This window comes from Marinomonas sp. TI.3.20 (assembly GCF_038155025.1).
Taxonomy (GTDB): domain Bacteria; phylum Pseudomonadota; class Gammaproteobacteria; order Pseudomonadales; family Marinomonadaceae; genus Marinomonas; species Marinomonas flavescens.
In genome coordinates this window covers 12,769-32,171 of the sequence record NZ_JBAKAS010000005.1, presented here as the reverse complement: position 1 = coordinate 32,171, position 19,403 = coordinate 12,769, and the positions used below count along the sequence as shown (strand labels likewise).

17 protein-coding genes are annotated in these 19,403 nt (G+C 44.2%); 3 read left to right on the top strand and 14 right to left on the bottom strand.

Annotated elements, in window-relative coordinates; all coding sequences use genetic code 11:
- Nucleotides 1–235 precede the first annotated feature (235 nt).
- Nucleotides 236–1,996: a gamma-glutamyltransferase gene (gene ggt, locus V6259_RS07055; protein ID WP_341583958.1), complete on the bottom strand. Its 1,761-nt coding sequence runs from the start codon at nt 1,994–1,996 to the stop codon at nt 236–238.
- A 273-nt stretch (nt 1,997–2,269) separates the two neighbouring features.
- Between ggt and V6259_RS07050 the strand changes: the two genes are divergently transcribed.
- Nucleotides 2,270–2,572: an antibiotic biosynthesis monooxygenase family protein gene (locus V6259_RS07050; protein ID WP_341583956.1), complete on the top strand. Its 303-nt coding sequence runs from the start codon at nt 2,270–2,272 to the stop codon at nt 2,570–2,572.
- Between the two features lie 114 nt (nt 2,573–2,686).
- On the opposite strand, the gene V6259_RS07045 is transcribed toward V6259_RS07050, so the two are convergent.
- The 9 genes from V6259_RS07045 to V6259_RS07005 form a co-directional block, all read right to left on the bottom strand.
- Entirely contained in the window at nt 2,687–3,637 is a 951-nt protein-coding gene (locus V6259_RS07045; protein ID WP_341583954.1) for an iron-siderophore ABC transporter substrate-binding protein, read from the bottom strand.
- Nucleotides 3,638–3,918: 281 nt separating this feature from the next.
- Nucleotides 3,919–5,532: a TRAP transporter large permease gene (locus V6259_RS07040; protein WP_341583952.1), complete on the bottom strand. Its 1,614-nt coding sequence runs from the start codon at nt 5,530–5,532 to the stop codon at nt 3,919–3,921.
- An 18-nt stretch (nt 5,533–5,550) separates the two neighbouring features.
- The gene (locus tag V6259_RS07035; RefSeq protein ID WP_133012838.1) at nt 5,551–6,228 is read right to left on the bottom strand and encodes a TRAP transporter small permease; all 678 of its coding nucleotides are present in this window, start codon (nt 6,226–6,228) and stop codon (nt 5,551–5,553) included.
- A gap of 152 nt (nt 6,229–6,380) precedes the next feature.
- Nucleotides 6,381–7,379, bottom strand: coding sequence for a TRAP transporter substrate-binding protein (locus V6259_RS07030; RefSeq protein ID WP_341583950.1), 999 nt, complete (start codon nt 7,377–7,379; stop codon nt 6,381–6,383).
- Nucleotides 7,380–7,656: 277 nt separating this feature from the next.
- Nucleotides 7,657–9,777 (bottom strand): tRNA(Met) cytidine acetyltransferase TmcA, encoded by a 2,121-nt coding sequence (locus V6259_RS07025; RefSeq protein WP_341583948.1) that lies wholly within the window; start codon nt 9,775–9,777, stop codon nt 7,657–7,659.
- A gap of 169 nt (nt 9,778–9,946) precedes the next feature.
- Nucleotides 9,947–11,434 (bottom strand): 2-methylcitrate dehydratase, encoded by a 1,488-nt coding sequence (gene prpD, locus V6259_RS07020; RefSeq protein ID WP_341583947.1) that lies wholly within the window; start codon nt 11,432–11,434, stop codon nt 9,947–9,949.
- 94 nt (nt 11,435–11,528) lie between these two features.
- On the bottom strand, nt 11,529–12,671 hold the full coding sequence (gene prpC / locus V6259_RS07015; protein WP_341583945.1) for a bifunctional 2-methylcitrate synthase/citrate synthase: 1,143 nt from the start codon (nt 12,669–12,671) through the stop codon (nt 11,529–11,531).
- Nucleotides 12,672–12,787: 116 nt separating this feature from the next.
- Nucleotides 12,788–13,678, bottom strand: coding sequence for a methylisocitrate lyase (gene prpB / locus V6259_RS07010; protein WP_133012833.1), 891 nt, complete (start codon nt 13,676–13,678; stop codon nt 12,788–12,790).
- 42 nt (nt 13,679–13,720) lie between these two features.
- The gene (locus V6259_RS07005; protein ID WP_341583943.1) at nt 13,721–14,407 is read right to left on the bottom strand and encodes a GntR family transcriptional regulator; all 687 of its coding nucleotides are present in this window, start codon (nt 14,405–14,407) and stop codon (nt 13,721–13,723) included.
- A 354-nt stretch (nt 14,408–14,761) separates the two neighbouring features.
- Between V6259_RS07005 and V6259_RS07000 the strand changes: the two genes are divergently transcribed.
- The gene (locus tag V6259_RS07000) at nt 14,762–15,022 is read left to right on the top strand and encodes a DUF5062 family protein (protein WP_133012831.1); all 261 of its coding nucleotides are present in this window, start codon (nt 14,762–14,764) and stop codon (nt 15,020–15,022) included.
- A 56-nt stretch (nt 15,023–15,078) separates the two neighbouring features.
- On the opposite strand, the gene V6259_RS06995 is transcribed toward V6259_RS07000, so the two are convergent.
- The 4 genes from V6259_RS06995 to V6259_RS06980 form a co-directional block, all read right to left on the bottom strand.
- Complete coding sequence (locus V6259_RS06995) at nt 15,079–15,543, bottom strand: Lrp/AsnC family transcriptional regulator (RefSeq protein ID WP_133012830.1); 465 nt, start codon at nt 15,541–15,543, stop codon at nt 15,079–15,081.
- Nucleotides 15,544–15,582: 39 nt separating this feature from the next.
- A complete protein-coding gene (locus V6259_RS06990; RefSeq protein WP_341583941.1) occupies nt 15,583–16,317 on the bottom strand; it encodes an SDR family NAD(P)-dependent oxidoreductase in 735 nt (244 codons plus the stop codon).
- Nucleotides 16,318–16,382: 65 nt separating this feature from the next.
- The gene (locus V6259_RS06985) at nt 16,383–16,757 is read right to left on the bottom strand and encodes a thiol-disulfide oxidoreductase DCC family protein (RefSeq protein WP_341583939.1); all 375 of its coding nucleotides are present in this window, start codon (nt 16,755–16,757) and stop codon (nt 16,383–16,385) included.
- Between the two features lie 33 nt (nt 16,758–16,790).
- Nucleotides 16,791–17,234, bottom strand: coding sequence for a DUF3429 domain-containing protein (locus V6259_RS06980; RefSeq protein ID WP_133012827.1), 444 nt, complete (start codon nt 17,232–17,234; stop codon nt 16,791–16,793).
- 322 nt (nt 17,235–17,556) lie between these two features.
- Here V6259_RS06980 and V6259_RS06975 point away from each other — a divergent pair, with 322 nt between their 5' ends.
- On the top strand, nt 17,557–18,933 hold the full coding sequence (locus V6259_RS06975; RefSeq protein ID WP_133012826.1) for a glycine--tRNA ligase: 1,377 nt from the start codon (nt 17,557–17,559) through the stop codon (nt 18,931–18,933).
- Nucleotides 18,934–19,403: the final 470 nt, after the last annotated feature.

Here is a 19,403-nt window from a genome sequence, read left to right as displayed (position 1 = left end):
CATTAATACGGAAGACGAAAGTTATTTTTTAATATGTTATAACATAACGTAAAGTTTTCAAAATATTAAATATCATTCACTCTAAAATTTGGGGGCTACAAGTATTAGGAAGTTACTGGCAGAAGTTGATCAAAAACGCCCTTGCTAGATACTTCAGCACAAGGGCGTTTTTACATGAGTGATCATGATGTTGTTAAGCGTTTAAGCCACTAAGAGAATAGGGATTAATCTTGTTCTAATCGCCTAATACTAACCCTTCACGTCTTGGGTCTGCGCCGCCGGTTAATTGACCATTACGAATCTCGATCCCTTGAATGCCTGAATTCATATCACTCACGGAGACTTTGAATCCCATTTTTTCTAAAGGTTGTTTCAACTGAACCGCAGAAGTGCCTTTTTCTAATTCAAACTTACCAAAGCGGTTGACACTGTTTGGTAATGAAATAGCTTGTTGAATGTTCATTCCCCAATCGAGAGTCGCGATCAGTGTTTTTGCAACATAACCAATAATGCGAGATCCACCAGGTGAACCAACAACCAAATAAGGTTTACCTTCTTTCATGACAATAGTAGGCGACATGGAAGATCGAGGACGTTTACCCGGCTCTACACGATTGGCAATGGGACGACCATCTTGATAAGACTTAAAGGAAAAGTCAGTGAGTTCGTTGTTGAGTAAAAAGCCGTGTGTCATTAGCGTTGAGCCAAAACCATGTTCAATGGTCGTTGTCACAGAAATGGCATTGCCTTCTTTATCAACGATGGAAATATGACTAGTACAAGGAAACTCAATGGATTGGTCATCGGCTTCAGCAATGGGATGACGCCATGCAGGGTTGCCGGGCTCAGCTGTTTTCAGTGCTTTACCTGGTGTAATAAGTTTGGCGCGTGCTTTCAAATAGTCAGCATCTAACAAGCCTTGTGGCATAGGAACAAAATCTGTATCAGCCATATAACGTCCACGATCAGCAAATGCTAGACGTGATGCATCGCCAATGATTTGCCATGCTTCTGGTGATTTCGGCCCCATTTTGGTCAGATCGAAATGGCTTGTTATGCCTAATATTTGCCCTACCGTTAGTGCGCCAGAGCTTGGTGGCCCCATACCACAAACGTCATAACCTTTGTAAGGAAGGCACACAGGAGTGCGCTCTTTTACTTTATAGCTAGTGATATCTTTGTCGGACAGGACACCTGGATTGTCGGTGGCGCCACGTACTTTAGAGACGATATCTTTACCAATTTGTCCGGTGTAGAAAGAGTCGGCGCCATAGGTAGATAGCATCAATAAGGTTTCCGCGTAAGGGATATTTTTAAGGCGTTGCCCCGCTTGTCTGGTGGTGCCATCAGGATTAAAAAAGTACGCTTTAGTTTGCGGATAACGAGCCAAGCTTTTTTTGCTATCAGCAAGTTCTCCAGCCAAACGTGGCGACACAATAAAGCCGTCTTGCGCTAATGTGGTCGCTGGTGCTAATAAGTCTTTCCAGGGCATTTTCCCGTAACGATCATGGAGCTCGCCCAACAGTTTTACGGTGCCAGGTGTGCCAACAGAGCGTCCGCCGACGACGGCGTCATAAAATTTAAGAGGCTTACCGTTACTGTCTTGAAATAGCTCAGGCGTGGCTTCTAATGGGGCGGTTTCTCGTGCATCAAAGGTTGTGAGCTTATGTTTTTTCGCATCGTAATATACGGCGAAGGCACCGCCACCTAAACCAGAAGATTGAGGTTCAACCAAGCCTAATGCCATTTGTACTGCAACGTAAGCATCGGCCGCAGAACCACCGGCTTTGAGAATGTCATAGCCTATTTTGGAAGCGACAGGGTTAGCGGTTGATATCATGAAGTGTTGGGCATGGGCGAGTTTTTTGGTTTGTAGAGCACTTGCCGCCTCTGGAGCAACGGAGTCCGCAGCTTGCCCTGTTGCCAAAGACAGGGAGCTGGCTAAGCAAAGTGGTGCAATAATAAAAATTGGTCGCCAATGTGTTCGTTTGATCATGTTTAAAATCCTTTTTGCTCGTTTTCTTTCATGGAAACAAAAATAAATGATTTAGAGAAGCCCCTATTCGACATTTACACTTTTATAGACAGTTGTATGTTAAAGGTACGAGGGAAGGTACAGCCGTGCTTAACTATGCTGAACACAGGCAGTCGTCAATAAAGGGTAAAGTTTGGGAGTAAGTAACCTATTTTCTAAGATCGATTTTACTCCCGTTCAGTAAGTTGTTATCTATGATGATCTCGTTGCTAATCACTATTTTTAGGAGACACTATGTACATTGCAATGAACCGTTTTCGTATTGCGTTAGATCGTGAAGAAGAGTTTACCGATATTTGGCGCAACCGTGATACACACTTAAAAGATGTGCCTGGTTTCAAAGAGTTTCACTTACTCAAAGGCGCGACTGATGAAGAGTGCTCGCTGTTCGCCTCTCATACTATTTGGGAAAGTGAGCAAGCATTTCGAGACTGGACCCAATCTGAGGCTTTCAAGAAAGCCCACGCCAACGCAGGCTCATCAAAAGGGGTCTACCTTGGGCCACCAAAGTTCGAAGGCTTTAGCGTCGTTGTTTAGTCTCTATTTGGATAGCCGTCAGGCGCAAAAATGCCAGCACGATCGCTGGCATTTTTGTGTATTTGATCGCCAAGTTGAATCTATCAACAGATAGCATCTTCTTATAGGGAGAGATTATTCTGGGTAGGAAATATGATTATCCAGTAGGTTTTGGATATCATCTAGAACAATATTTGCTGCAATTGGACCTGAACTGTCAGTCCAAACTTGGCTACTAACAGGAATAACATGGCCTTTTTTTATCGCATTTATTTGTGTGAAAACAGTCGTTTTTTCCACTGTTTTTAAGGCTTTCTTGCTGTCTACATTAGGCGTTGCTAGGAACAACCAATTACTATCAATTTTTGCTAGTTTTTTAAGATCTAATGGGCCGCTATACAAGCTACCTTTTTTTACCAAATTATCATCATTTGCCTTAAACCCAGTGCTTTCTAAAACGCTATTAGCGAAGGTGTTAGAAGACATAATAAGCGCGCCTTGTGGCGTCCAGTGAATAACAGAAGTGCTAAGTTGCGTATTCGGCACTTTCACTTCAACGATGTTTTTAATGTCGGCCTCACGATCATGAATATTATCAATGACGGCTTTGGCTTCTTGTGATTTGTTAAAGACTTTACCGAATAGTCGAGTGTCGTCCTCCCAGGATGATGAGGCATGGGCATTTAATTTTGGCACAATGGTTGGTGCAATTTTTGACAGCAACTTATATTCATCAGCCGATAGGCTAGTCGGCGCTAAAATGACATCAGGATGCGCCGCTGCCACGGCTTTGAGGTTTATGTTATGAGTTGTCCCTACAATATTGATGCCTTTTGTTTGATCGCCAAAATAGGTGGGCGCCATATCGCTGTTGGGTGCCGCAATAGCACCAACAGGTTCAACCTCTAATGCGTAGCTGATGTCCAAAGCTCCTTCATACAAGGTAACAATACGTTTTATATTGTTATTTACTTTTACATCACCGTATTTCGTACTGACAATATGGTCTGCTGCAAGTGCGCTCATCGCACAGGTTAATCCCGCTGTGATTAGTGCGGTATGGCAAAATGATCGGGCTGAAAACATCAAAGGCTCCTTTTTAGGGTGGTTAGTTAGAGTGTACTCTTGACCTAATAATCGTAGTTGCTATCAATTTGTAAAGAAGAGGACAATTACCACCACTCTGAATCAGGGGCGAATGCTAGAAGGGGTATTTTTAGATAAAAGCATGATAGTTAATAATGTGAAACTTATTGACCTAGTCAGAAATAAAGAAGCATGAATCTACTTTATCATAGCCAAAAAAAAGCGCCCCTAAGGACGCCAAAATCGAATAATACTATTCTGTTCTGAAACTCATGTATGGTTTAGTGAACAATCTCTGGGCCCATAATGCTGTATGGCAGCATAGTAGAAAGAGCAGGGATGTAAGTCACCAATACTAGGAACACCATCAAAACAAGTACAAATGGCATTGCGGCTTTAACAACACGAGCCAAACTCATACCTGTGATACCGGATGTCACGAATAGGTTCAAACCAATTGGTGGGGTAATCATACCGATTTCCATGTTAACCACCATGATGATACCGAGGTGGATAGGATCGACACCTAGTTTCATCGCGATTGGGAAAACCACAGGTGCCACAATGACTAACAGACCTGATGGCTCCATAAACTGACCACCAATCAACAGCAAGATATTGACTGCGATTAAGAAAGTAAACCAGTTAAAGCCAGCTCCCAACATCCATTCAGTGATCATCTGAGGGATACGTTCAGACGACAGTGTGTGGGCAAACAACAAAGCGTTAGCGATGATAAACATCAGCATGATGGTGGTTTTAGTCCCTTCCAACATGACTTTACGAGACTCATCACCAAATAAGGCAGGGAAGAAACCACGTAACATAAGAGAAAGGTTACGGCTCCAAATAGGCAAGCCTGCGATTAAGCATGTGCCAATGGATTGTTCTAATTTTGACGAACGTTTATAAACATAGAACACGGCCAAAACCACCGACATAACCGCTCCCCAAAGAGCACGGTCACCGCCTGTTATTGTTTCGCTACCAGCGAGAGCAAAGAACGACATGATTTCCCAAACAAGGAAAAAAGACACACCGTACACTGTGCCATTAAAGCCAACACGAGCATGAGATGTGTCGCTGTCTTTCGTCCAAGTTTCGCCTTTTAGAGGCCCCATATCACGGTAGATAAATAGAGCGACAAAAATGGAATAAATGGCGGCCACAACCGCGGCTTCCGTTGGTGTAAATACACCACCGTAAATTCCTCCCATGATGATGACGACAAGGAACAAGCCCCAGCCCGCTTCTTTACCGCCACGCACGAGATTACCAAAGCCTTTCCACTCTTCGGCAGGTAGGTTCTTAATGCGTGCGACAACATAGATTGCCAACATCAGCATGCTGCCAGCTAATAGCCCAGGAATGACACCCGCCAAGAACATACGACCAACAGACACATCTGTTGCCGCGGAATAAACCACCATCACGATAGAAGGCGGAATCAAAATGCCCAAGGTACCTGCGTTCGCGATGATGCCGGAAGCAAACTCTTTTGAGTAACCGACCTGCTGCATACCAACGATCGCGATACTACCAATAGCGACTACCGTTGCTGGTGATGAACCAGACAAGGCTGCGAACATCATACAAGCCAACACAGAAGCCATGGCTAAACCACCGCGAAAGTGTCCGACACTGGCAATGGCGAAGTTGATCAAGCGCTTTGCAACACCGCCTGTCGACATGTAAGACGAGGCGAGAATGAAAAAAGGGATGGCCAACAAAGTATAATGTTGACCCGCCCCAAACAGGGAAATAGCAACCGATGACAAAGAGTCATGGGAGAAAAATGTAATAAATAGAATGGACGATAAGCCCAGCGAAATACCAACAGGAATACCGATAAACAGCATCGCTAGTACTAAAACAAATAAAATAATCGCTTCCACAGTAAGCTCCTAACTCGGCTAGTCTTTTAAGGCGTCTTTGTGTTCTTTGACCAGTTCTTGTGCTTCATGACCACTGATCAACATGTCACGTTTACCACGTGCGATATCGATAAAGGCCTGCAAAGAGCGGAGAGAGAGCATGGCTAAACTAATAGGTAAAATGACCAACACTAACCAGCGTTGAACGCGTGGGCGTAAATCAAACATGTCTTGCATAAAAACAGGATAACGAAGTTCTTCAGTGCCAATGCCAATTTTGAACATTTTCGCCCAATATTCGATAGCACCACCGCGAGCGTCCACTCCTAATAAAGCTAACCAAGTGGAATCAAGAAGAATAAGGCCGTACATAATGGCCGCGAAAGCACCGAACAAAGATAGCGCTTTCGATATCGGTTTAGGCACGGCATTAAGAACGATGTCGACCCCAAGATGAATCCCCGTTTTGATGCCATAGCTCATACCAAGAAGGATTAACCAAGAGAAAGCGATGGTATTAAATTCTAATGCCGCGTCCCAGCCAGTATTAAAACCGTAGCGTGCAATAACTTGACCAAATGAGACCACCATAATCGATGAAATAACGAGGATAAGTAGGTTTTCTTCTGCTCGTTCCATCACCGCTGGAAAGCATTTTTCCAATGCCCAAAGCACGAGGATGAAAATCAGTAAATATATATGTGGCCAATATGCCATTGGGTGTCTCCTGAACAAATATAAAGCGCAGCGCTAACGAGTAAAGTGGGAGAGGCTTATTCTTTGCGAAAAGGTTATAAAGAAAGCGAGTCACTTAATTTAGTAAGAACTGGCCTAGTTAGGCCAGTTCTTACTGAGTCTTGAGCTATTAATTACGCGCCAGCAGCTGCGTTAATGATGTTTTCACCGATATCGCCTTGGAATTTCTTCCATACAGGTTTCATCGTATCAACCCAAATTTGACGCTGTTCTGGGGTCAACGTATTGATCTTGCCACCTGCTTTTAGGATATTGGCGCGGTTAGCCGCTTCTTTTGCTTTAACCGATTCGTTAGCTTCTTGAGTGACTTCATCAGCAATGGCTAGGAATTGCGCGCGATCTGCTGGTGAAAGACTGTCTAAAAAGTCCTGTGACGTCATGAACAAGTACGCTAACAACTGGTGGTTCGTTTCTGTGATGCTGTCTTGTACTTCGTAGAATTTTTTCGTGTAAATGTTAGACCAAGTATTTTCTTGGCCATCTACGACACCTGTTTGCAATGCGCCATATACTTCAGAAAATGCCATCGCTTGTGGTGATGCACCCATTGCTGTAATCATTGCTTTTGCAACATCTGAGGTTTGTACGCGGAATTTCAAACCTTCAGCATCGCTAGGTAGAATCAATTTTTTATTGGCAGAGAAGTATTTCATGCCAGACATCCAATAACCTAAGCCAACGAACCCAGCGTTGTCTTTCATTGCCATCAACAAGTCTTTACCTTCAGGTGTTTTGGTAAAGCGAATGGCTTGGTCCATGTCTTTAAAGATAAACGGTAGATCAAAAACACCATATTTAGGTGTGTAAGAACCAAATTTAGCTAAAGAAGGAGCAAGTAATTGAACATCGCCTAATAGTAGGGCTTCAAGCTCTTTGGAGTCACCGAATAGAGTTGAGTTTGGGTAAACAACGACACACAATTTGCCGTTCATTTCTTTGTTTATGCGATCTGCGAAGTTATTAGCTGCGACAACTTTAGGGTGAGTTGTACCACCAGTCACGTGGCTAAATTTAACAACGCGTTCACCTGGATCACAAGCGGAAGCGGCAAAAGCGGTTCCGGCAGAAAAAGTAAGGGCGAGAGTGGTCAGGACTAAATTGAGTTTTTTCATTGTTCTTGGACTCCAAAACTAAATAATTATTATTGTTGCTCGACTAATCTTTGTTAGTCGGATAACAAGGTTAATAAGTAACATTGCTGCATTACTTATTACACATTTTGTGCCAATTCTTTAATATTAGACTTAACGTTATGATTTATAAGTAATATATTGTATTTTTGGTTGGTTGTAGAAAAGAATGAGAGGGTTTTTTGGGTGGTATTTCACCCATTTTGGATATTCTGGTGGGTGAGCTTTCGCTCATTTTTAAGGGTGAAGCTTTAATGCATTAATCTATCAAGCCTTTAATGACAGACTTTAAGTGCTTATCAACTTGTTTCTTGGTGTTTAAATGAAAGGCTGAGAAGTCTATTCGGTTGGCTGGTTGACTAATAACAGCGTGTAGCAGAGGGTAATCTGGATGCGTTGTGGTTAGTTGATGATGGCTGATTTTGCTGACCACCAGCCGCGTAAGTTGTGCGCGTATGGTGAGATAAGGTCGGTGGTGATAGACAAACAGGCTAAGGTCTTTATTGTCTTTTTCAGTCAAGTCTTGCGGGCATGCCGCGATATTATGATAAGTCTCATTTAGACATGAGGTTGTGAGTTTAAGGGCGAGTTCAGCATCGATATCGGCGTAATCTCGGGGCAAATTGATCGCAAGATTGGCCAAATACCCCCGATGCCAGCGAGACGCTTGTTGTCGAGCTTCGTCTGTCAGCGGTTTTACCATCATCAATGAGTAACTGCCGCTGGCCTGATCTTTAGTGGTGCCAAGGCGTACTGGGACAAACCCATTCTTGAGCCAAAACGTCACCACCTCTGGGGAAGCCGCAAAACTGGTGCTAAGAAAGTCACAACGTTCACTTGCAATGGTGCTTTTAGCGCGTGTTTCTAAGTGGTTCAGCAGTTTACTGGCCAGTCCTTTGTTTTGCTCATTGGCTTGCGTCGCGATACGGCTGATGCGCCAATAACGATATTGTCCTGCGTCTTCTATGCCTTCATGAGCCAATAAAGATTGTGGTATCAAATGACCACGAGGTCGGCGCGTGCCTTGCAGCACGGCAACACTGAGCTCATCCGGTAGCGACCCTTCTTCCGTGACAATTGCCACGCTATGAAGACGGTTGTCTTGCATCGATAAATACGTTGAAACCGATGGATCATCAAGTACCCAACGTAAGTTATCAGGAGAGGTTTGGTAGTGCGCGCTGACCAAGAGTTGAAACGTTTGCGATAAGAGAGTCGCCTGCGATAGCCATTCGGCTCCCTTGATGGCACGGTATTCAGCATAAAATGGATCGTTATTAAGCACCGAGCATGGGGTTTCTGTGTTGGGTTCTGGCGCTAAAAAGAAACAATCATTGATCCAGTTTTCCAGTGGGTCATTTTCCCCCCACCGAATAGGACGGCGTAAAATGAGCCGCTCCAGTGGTCGTCGCTGATGATCGGATTGACTTTCTAAGTGGGCACAAAAGCGGATGCCAAAGCCTTTCCCTGCGCCTTCGTAGCCATAATCTGTGGTGCTAAAAAGGCAATGGTCGGCTTTTTCATTGAGCGCTATGAGCATAGGAAGCGGAATACTTGAGGCTTCATCGACCAGCAGAACATCCCAATGAGCGCCCGTCGAGAGTAAGGCGTCAGGGGCAATGAAAGGGAACTCGAAGTCAGATTCTGCAACAAGGCTTTCATAGCGTTTTTTTAAGGTCGTAATGGCGGTTTGATTGGCGGCGGTTAAAGCGACCTTTTTACCGGCTTGCTGCAGCTTGGCAAGGCTATCACCGAGTAGTGTTGATTTGCCTCGACCGCGAGGAGCAATCAGTACATAGGACTTGGCTTTTAGATCTAGTAAACAAGCTTGTGCCGCCGTTTGCTCTTGAGTTAATGGGGCATTTTCATTAAGACAATCCAAGGCAGGTAAAGGTGTTTGGTGAGGCGAGTGACGTTTACTTGAAATGGCCGTAAAAGGCGACGTGCCACTTTCCAGACGCGCCAACAAAAAGCGTTTAAAGCTTGAGTCGATTTGTTTGCTTTCATAAGGCCAAGGCAAGTAACGAGGTAAATCTTGATCGACGATAGACAGCCAGTCGCCCTCAGGTAAGGCGATGGCAAACACGCCATTGCCACGTACGGTACCCGCTAAAATAGCAAGGGCGCTTGCCGACACACCATGGGTTAAATCCACCAAAATCGCATCATGGCTGCTGCCAAGTTCTTGGCGCGCTTGTTTAAAAGTGCAGGTTCGAAACGATGTGTTTTGTGACGAGGCAAGTTGCTGATAGTGCGTAATGTCATGAGCACAAATAAGCGGCTCTGTGAGCTGCTCACAGAGCCGTAAAAAATCCGACAACACCTCATGAACAGATCCTTTTAATAGAAAACAGTGGCGGTGGTTGTCAGATGAATGCATAAAATCTCCTCATGGTCAGCGTATGATACTGTGACCATGAGGCAGAGCCAATAAACAAAAAAGCACTTATCGGAATAAGTGCTTTTGGCCATTAAGTGCTTTGGCTATTTTGTGCTATAGCCACTTATGGTGACGGGTGAGACCTGAGCCTAAGCATCAAGGCCGTCAGTTAGGCGATAACGAACAAATCCATAAAGCGGTTTACCGGTGTTTGTTCTAGTGTCGCTTGATCTTTACAAAGGCTGAAGATAGTTTGGCATTGGCGGCTAGGGAAGCGCGTTGCCAAGTTGTTTTTAAACTTCTGCTCCAATAAAGGAATGCCTTCTTCACGACGACGGCGATGGCCGACAGGGTATTCCACAACCACTTCTTCCGTGCTGCTGCCGTCTTTGAAGAAGACTTGAATCGCATTGGCAATGGAACGCTTGTCGGCTTCTAAATATTCTGCCGTGAAACGTTTGTCTTCAACGATTTCCATTTTTTCACGCAGCTCATCAATGATCGGGTGCGTGGCATGGAAGTCATCTTCGTAATGCTCAGCGATTAAGTTACCAAAGGCTAATGGCACAGCGGCCATGTATTGCAAGCAATGGTCTCGGTCGGCCGCATTGGCTAATGGGCCAGATTTTGAAATGATGCGAATCGCAGACTCATGAGTACGAATGACGATTTTATCGATTTCGGCCAAGCGGTCTTTGACTTGAGGGTGCAAAGTGACCGCGGCTTCTGCTGCGGTTTGAGCGTGGAACTCAGCAGGGAAAGAAATCTTAAATAAGATATTCTCCATTACATAAGTGCCGTAATCTTGAGAGAAAGAGAGCTGACGCTCGGCTTCTGGTTTTAGCGCTTGGTCTTTGTTTGTTTTCGAGAAAGACACATCATAAAAGCCCCATTGTGGCGCGGTTAGCACACTTGGAATGCCCATTTCGCCACGCATCGACATGTCTGCTAAGCGTACAGCACGAGAGGTAGCGTCGCCGGCCGCCCAAGATTTACGAGAACCTGCATTTGGCGCATGGCGGTAGGTGCGTAGTGCAGAGCCATCGACCCAAGCTTGAGAGATGGCGGCCATGATTTGCTCGCGGTCGCCGCCCATCATTTTGGTGACAACGGCTACCGAAGCGACTCTTACTAACAGCACGTGACACAAACCCACGCGGTTAAAGGAGTTTTCAAGCGCGATAACGCCTTGGATCTCATGGGCCATGACCATGGCTTCTAGTACTTCACGCATGGTTAGCGGCGCTTCACCATTCGATAGACGAACTTGAGACAAGTGATCGGCTACTGCCAAAATGCCGCCTAGGTTGTCCGAAGGGTGTCCCCATTCTGCCGCCAACCAAGTGTCGTTGTAATCAAGCCAGCGAATAATACAGCCAATGTCCCAAGCCGCTTTGACTGGGTCGAGAGACAAAGAAGTGCCAGGAACTCGTGCGCCATTCGGTACTATTGTGCCTTGCACAACAGGGCCCAAATGTTTTGTACATTCTGGGAAGCGTAGGGCGAGTAAGCCACAGCCAAGGGTGTCCATTAGGCAGTTACGAGCGGTATCGATCGCTTCTTGGCTACTGACTTTATAATCGATCACGTAGTCAGCAATATCTTGGATGACTTGGTCGTAATCTGGGCGGTTGTTTACGTCTACGTTGGCGCTCATGTGCTTTCCTTTAAACTTTAAGAAGATATTAACGTTATTAAAAAGTAATCAATAACGTGATCAATAGAGTGATAAATACGCTGCTAAAATCGGTTTATGGACGCTTGTCTATCTCCACCCACTCAGCGTGATCTGGGCCGATATAATCTGCGCTAGGGCGAATAATCCGATTGTTGGCTCTTTGTTCCATAATGTGAGCGGCCCATCCTGTGATGCGCGAGCAGACAAAAATAGGCGTAAACAACTTGGTTGGGATGTCCATAAAACGGTAGGCACTCGCATGGAAAAAATCAGCGTTACAGAAGAGTTTTTTCTCGCGCCACATGACTGCTTCGCAACGTTCTGACACCGCGTATAAGTGGTCATCACCGGTTTCTTCGCTGAGTTTTTTAGACCATTTTTTGATGATGTCATTACGCGGATCGCGTTCGCTGTAAATCGCATGACCAAAGCCCATGACTTTTTCTTTATTGGCGAGTTTTTCCATCAGCGCTGCTTCCGCTTCATCAGGCGATTGCCAAGGCTCAATCATCTCCATCGCCGCTTCGTTTGCACCACCATGCAGTGGCCCGCGTAAGCTGCCAATGGCGCCGGTGACGCAAGAGTACATGTCCGACAAGGTAGAAGCGCAGACACGAGCGGTAAAGGTCGACGCATTGAATTCATGTTCAGCGTATAGAATCAGCGACACATTCATGACTTGGGTGTGTAATGCGCTAGGTTCTTTATCGTGAAGCATGGTCAGGAAATGGCCAGCCAGTGATGGCACATGACGGTTTTGTGTGTCGATGCGCACACCATCATGGGTAAAGCGATACCAATAAACCACGATGGCTGGCAAGGTAGCAACCAGACGATCCGCGGCGGACAATTGGCCGGAAAAAGGCTGCTGCTCGGATGTTAGCTCTGGTTCAAGGTTGCCTAAGAAGGAACAGCCTGTGCGCATCACATCCATTGGGGGTGCGTCTTTAGGAATCAATTCTAAAGCCGCTTTGAGTGGCTCAGGAAGGCTGCGTAATTGCATCAACTTGTGTTCGTAGTCTTGCAGTTGAGTGCGGTTAGGCAAGGCTCCGTAGAGTAACAAATACGCTACTTCTTCAAAGCTTGCGTGGTCGGCTAGAACATCAATGTCGTAACCGCGATAGGTCAACCCTGCGGCCGCTTTACCAACCGTACAAAGGGCGGTTTCACCGGCACTTTGTCCACGTAAACCGGCACCAGAAAGTACTTTAGCCATGTCGTCTCTCCTTTATTATTGTTCGCTGAGAAATCATTTATTCACTGTGCTTTATGTCTTTTTATACGATCTTTTTATGCAATATTGTTCATGGTTTATATAAGGTGAAACACACCTTATTTTTGCGTTTTCTGTTCTGAGAAAAGCGCGTCTAGCTTGTCTTCGTAATCGTGGTAGTTAAGAAAATCGTAGAGCTCGTTGCGGGTCTGCATAGTGTCTACGGTGGCGCGTTGATGACCGTCGTTTAACAAATGCTGGTAGACATTGAGTGCCGCTTTGTTCATTGCTCTAAACGCACTCAGCGGATAAAGCACGAGGTCAACCCCTGCGCTGGCTAACTCTTCTTTACTGAACAATGGCGTCGCGCCAAATTCAGTGATATTCGCCAGCACTGGCACATTCACCGCCGCAACAAACTCTTTGTATTGGTCCAATGTGATCATGGCTTCAGGGAATATCATATCCGCGCCGGCTTCAACACAAGCAATGGCTCGCTCAATAGCGGATTCCATGCCTTCTACTGCCAAGGCATCGGTACGCGCCATGATGACAAAGTCGTCGTTACGGCGAGCATCAACACAAGCTTTCACGCGGTCGACCATTTCATTCTGGCTGACGATGGCTTTATTCGGGCGGTGGCCACAGCGTTTTTGTTGCACTTGGTCTTCAATGTGAACCGCTGCGGCACCGGCTTGTTCCATTTGTTGAACGCTTCTGGCGATATTAAATGCGCCACCAAAACCAGTGTCGATATCAACTAAGAGCGGCAGGTTAGACGCCGAGGTAATGCGACGCACGTCTTCCAGCACATCGTGCAAATCGGTCATGCCTAAATCTGGTAATCCATACGAGGCATTGGCGACACCGCCACCGGATAAGTAAATAGCATGGTGTCCGGTTTGCTCGGCCATCATGGCGCAATAGGCGTTGATAGTGCCAACGACTTGCAATGGAGATTGTGTTTGAACCGCTTTTCTAAAACGGGCACCGGCAGATAGATTAGTCATGATCTGGCTCTCTTTTTGTTATTCGAATAAACGGGGGTCGACTTATTGAGAAGCGAGGGAACTGAGTTCCATCGCTTGCTTTAATAAATGACTGGCCCGACTGATATGGCGACGCATCAGCAGCTCGGCGAGGTCGCCTTCGTGATTAGCAATGGCGTCTAAGATCGCGCGATGCTCACGTAATGCTTGGCGCGGGTCACTGCGTTGGTCAGCAGTATGGCGGCGATACATTCGAATCACCGCGTATAATTCTTCGGTCAGCAGGCGGATTATTTTGGCGTTGCCACTGGCATGAATGATGCGTAAATGAAAGTCATCATTGCCACCTTGCTGGACATAATGTTCGTCTTGATTGTCATCTAAGTAGGCTTGGTGTTTATCGAGCAGCGCATACAAACGATTCACTTCGTTACGCGGCATCGACGTCGCTGCTAGTCTGGCTGCCATGCCCTCTAATGCTTCACGCATGCTAAAAGTGTCTAACATGTCTTGCGTATTTAACTGGATAACGCGGGCGCCTATATTGGCGGTGCGTGTGACTAAGCCAAGCCCTTCTAATTTAACGATGGCCTCTCTAAGAGGGCCTCGAGAAACACCGTATTGTTTAGCGAGTTCTGGTTCAGAAATTTTACTGCCTTGCGGAATGTCGCCTTGCACGATGGCATTGCTAAGTTGCTGCGCAATGTCTTCAGACAGCGTGGCAGATTTGATGGAAACAAGGTTATTCATAAAAAGCGCTACTCATAAGGAAACAAAACATCACATTGTCGACAATATGATTATTTATAATCTTGTTTGGCCCCTTTTTCAAGCTAGATTGTCGACAATTTCTGTGTTTTTAGATTATCCTTTAGTCTCATATAAGACGCTTAAGGTTTCACTAAATGTACTCAAGGTTTTGTTTATAATCGTTTTTTACGCTTTATTGGGTAGAAATATTTGGCAAAATGCAAAAAGCTGCTAGAGTCAGGAAAATATTTCAAACTGTGATTTGAGCTAATGTGTCGACAATTTCCCTTGTTCCATGGAATAAGTCGACAATCACTCTTTAGTGAGCAAATACACGAATAGATGAGGACAAAGATGAAAAAGATTAAAAATGAAGCAGGGCTGAGTAAAAAAGCCATACAAGTCGGTGAAAATTATGCACTTAAACGAGGCTACGAAGGTTTTTCATCGACTATGTCTGCCAATGAAAAAACCGAAGCCATCTATCGCCTGTTAGTGTTGGATAAGTTGATTGTGGCATTACCGGCCGATAAAGAAGATTTGCCAAGTATGAAGCATAAATTAGCATTGTGGATTCAAAAACACCTTCCTAAAGATGATCCACTGCTTAAATAACCGACAATAAAGCAAAGCCTCTCGTCACCTTGCTGTCTCGATATAATGCGACGTTTCTAGTCTAAAGGAAGCTGGGTGACGTTCTTGACTTCGCGCATGGTGAAATGGCTTTGTGCTTCTTGGATATGAGGCAGCTGCAATAGCTTGCTGCGTAAGAAGGTTTCATAACTACCAATGTTTTTTGCCACTACACGTAAGCTGTAATCCATGGCGCCTGAAATCGTCCAACATTCCACTACTTCTGAAAAATCGACAATAGCCTGCTCAAATTCATCCAGCATTTTTCGACCATGTGAAGACAGCTTAATATTAACTAAAACAACGATATCCAATCCGACTTTATGACGGTTTACAATTGCCTGTGTGGACTGAATAAATCCTTCTTGTTGCAGTCGGTTAATGCGCCGCCAGCAAGGTGATTGAGATAAACCAACCCGTTCTGCGACCTCGGTCGCGGTTAAGCTGGCATTCATTTGCAATAATTTTAGAATTTTTCGGTCAGTTGGATCAATTTCACCCATAAATGGTCTCGTCTTATTTTTTAGAAAAATGTCTTGGTATTACCAATTTATTGGCATGTTATTCCAGTCTAGGTAGGCAGCTTTTTGGTCTACTTCTGCTTCATCAAGAACGAATAATAACCTTTTCGCTACAAACTCTGGGGTAAATAATTTTTCTTTGGGAACCAATCTCTGAAAAGGCTTAGACAAGGGTGTGTCGGTGGTGCCTGGATGAAAGGCAACAAGCTTCACGTTTGGTGCGCGCCTAGCGTATTCAATCGCACTGGTTTGTATCAGCATATTTAAGGCCGCTTTAGAAGCGCGATAGCTATACCATCCCCCCGTTTTATTGTCTGAAATACTACCGATCCGAGCGCTAAATACCGCCATTTTCACGGCTTGTTCGCTTATCAGAAGAGGAAGTAAGCGACTGATCCAGAGCATGGGGACAACAGTATTGCAGTGATATAAGTGAATAAGCTGCTCGGTATTAATATCTTCAAGTTTTTTTTCTGGCATGATCGGCTGATTATTAAGCCCATTAGTATGAAGTATACCGTTACAGATAAGCACTTGAGTGATGCTGCCAGCATAAGGTTTTAGCGTCTTACAAATATTATGTATTGAACTATCACTGTAATCGCACAGTAGTGGGGTTACTTTGTTTGTGGAGAAATTAAGCGGACACTGGCTGACGGTAAAAATGCGTCGGCACTCTGGATTATCAGCTAAAAGAGTGACAGCCGCTTGGGCAATGGAACTGCTCGCACCAATGATAAGGGCGTTAAAAGACATTGCATGATCCTCAAAAGTTTACATTTTCAGGTATAGCTTGGTGTCTACTTTGCATCTTATGTGTCTTATTTACAGCGGTCACAGGCGCGCTTGCCTGATACTACCGCTGCAATAGAGTGACGATAATGAGCAAAAAACCGGTACCCCACGTTAGCAATCGGCTTGATAAAAGGCCAGCGTAGTACCTGAATCCATTTATGTTTTCCTACCAGTTTCCATGCTGAACAGGTTACCTCTAAGCCAAAAATCAAGGTGCCATCTTCCCATTGTCCATGCAAAATTTTATCAGCACGAATAGGGTCGATGTGAGGGAAACGAGTATTAAATGACTCGCCATAAATGTTTTCTAGTTGTAAGAGATTATCTTGATCGTATTCCTTTAACGCTATCATCTCTCTAAGACAGAGGGGGCAATTACCATCATAAAAAACTGTCAACATTCCAATCGCTCCGAAACGTTAATGCTTTCTCCACTAATATTGAGGAAAAATCACTAATATGTGTAAAACACATACTACGGTGATGAGAGCAAAGCGGATCTTAGAATGACCGGAATTGTTAGAAAATAATAATTTGAGGCAGCGAATTTCTAGCCAAAAGGTTGAGATAAAGCCGAGCAGTAACACCACGATAGCAAGAGTGGGTACGCCCATTAAAATAGTGCCCCAAGCCAAGATCGTGATGAGATGAGTAAACATCATGATGCGACGGCTATAAGGTCCTTGAGAATTTTCTAAGACCTGTCCAAATATAACACCATTAAAGAAGCTTAAAATGATGGCGCCATAGCTAGCAAAGAGTTGAACACCTGTGTATCCCATCATTCTGGTGTCTGTCATGGCGAGAATTGTCCACACTAAAAATGGCAGCACTCCAAAAAGGCCAAAAAGAAAAATGGGAGTAGACGATGAACGCATGGTAAATCCTAGTGATGTTTCAAATGTGTAATTAATACGAATTATCTTACATAATGAAGACAAAATCACCTGATGATGGTCATATTTGATGCTTTTTAAGTGTAAATAAGAGAACTTTTATGATTTCTCTGCTCTGCGTTTATATAGATAGGGAATTCTATTGTTGAAGACGATAAGAAATGCGAGATATTTTCCCGAGTAATCGCCATTGAGCGAAATTCGGCCACAGAGTACAATGTGTCATTATGATAATATTTGATATTCGCTTCCTGTATATGAAGCGTCTTTTCTACTAACGAATTTGCTTAAGGTGTGTTTAGAAATGCCAGCTAAAACAATGGATGAACTCGTTTCCCTGTGTAAACGTCGCGGATTTATTTTCCAAGGCAGTGAAATCTACGGTGGTATGCAAGGTGCTTACGATTACGGTCCGTTAGGTATTGAATTAAAAAACAACCTAAAAGCGGCTTGGTGGCGTTCGATGGTTTATGAACGTGATGATGTAGAAGGCTTAGATGCCGCTATCATCCAAAATAAAAACGTCTACAAATACTCAGGACATGAAGATACCTTCACCGATCCAATGGTAGATTGCCACGAATGTAAATCACGCATGCGTGCTGACCACATGAAAGACATTAAAGTCTGTGACAACTGTGGTTCTACTAATGTCACTGAGCCTCGTGATTTTAATTTGATGTTTAAAACGAACGTTGGCCCGATGGTTAACGAAGAGTCTTACACTTACCTTCGCCCAGAAACGGCACAAGGTATTTTTACAAACTTCAAAAACGTAGTGGACTCTACTTCTCGTACGCTGCCATTTGGTATTGCACAGATTGGTAAATCATTCCGTAACGAAATTACACCACGTAACTTTATCTTCCGTGTTCGTGAATTTGAACAAATGGAATTGGAATTTTTCTGTAAGCCAGGTGAAGACGAAAAATGGCATGAGTTTTGGGTCAAAACACGTAAACAGTGGTGGTTGGACCAAGGCTTAACAGAAGAAAACATTGAATTCGAATACGTAACGGGTGATGACCTAGCGCATTATTCAAAATCAACAGTGGATATTTTATACAAGTTCCCACATGGTTTTGAAGAACTAGAAGGTGTCGCTAACCGTACCGATTACGATCTAGGCTCTCATACAAAAGCACAAGAAGAGTTTGATCTGTATGCGAAAGTGAAAAAGAACGAGCATTCGACAACGAAACTGGCGATTCGAGATCTAGAAGCCGGTAAATGGGAAGTGCCTTTCTGTATCGAACCTTCTGCTGGTCTAGAGCGTGGTTTATTAGCCGTGATGACAGAAGCTTATACTGAAGAAGAGCTTCCAAATGGCACGACTCGTACGGTTCTTAAATTTAAGCCACATCTAGCGCCGATCAAAGTCGCTATTATGCCTCTTAAAAAGAATAAGCCAGAAATCGTAGCGCTTGCTAAAGAATTGAAAAACAAGCTTCAGAAATTGGGCTTGGGTCGCATTCTTTATGAAAACACCGGTAACGTTGGTAAAGGCTACCGTCGTCATGACGAAGTCGGTACGCCTATCTGTGTCACAGTCGATTTCGATTCAATCGAAAAAGAAGGCGCACCAGTGACCGTTCGTGATCGTGATACGATGGAACAAATCGTAGTAAACGCAGCGGATCTTCCAGCTTACGTGATCAACTACTTCATCAATCAAAACTAATTTTCTGATGTGTTATGCGCCTAGATAACATCTAGTCGCATAAAAGTAGTTTCTAAAAAGCCACGATAGCACACGTTATCGTGGCTTTTTCAGGTCTACTTCACGATACCGATGCGGCTGTGGATAAAAAGTGGAGAAACACTTAAAAATAAACTGTGAGTCGATGATGAGCTTTGAGTAAACAAGCCAAATTAGCAGGCACCATTTTTTAAAAACTCTGCAATAGCCCTCTCTTAAATAGCTCTCGTAAGTGAGATGACATGAGTTTTGTAGGCTAATAATCCCATTTAAATATAGAGTTATAGTGTGCCGTTACGAGGGTAGATCATCATTCTATTCGTTTTTTCATAATATTTTTTATATAACAACATCTGATGATCTCTAAATTCAGAATTAGTTCCAACTAAATTCAGGATATAATAATAAAAAATCTGTCTTTATTTGGTGAAAAGCTTTAAAAAATAGAAATA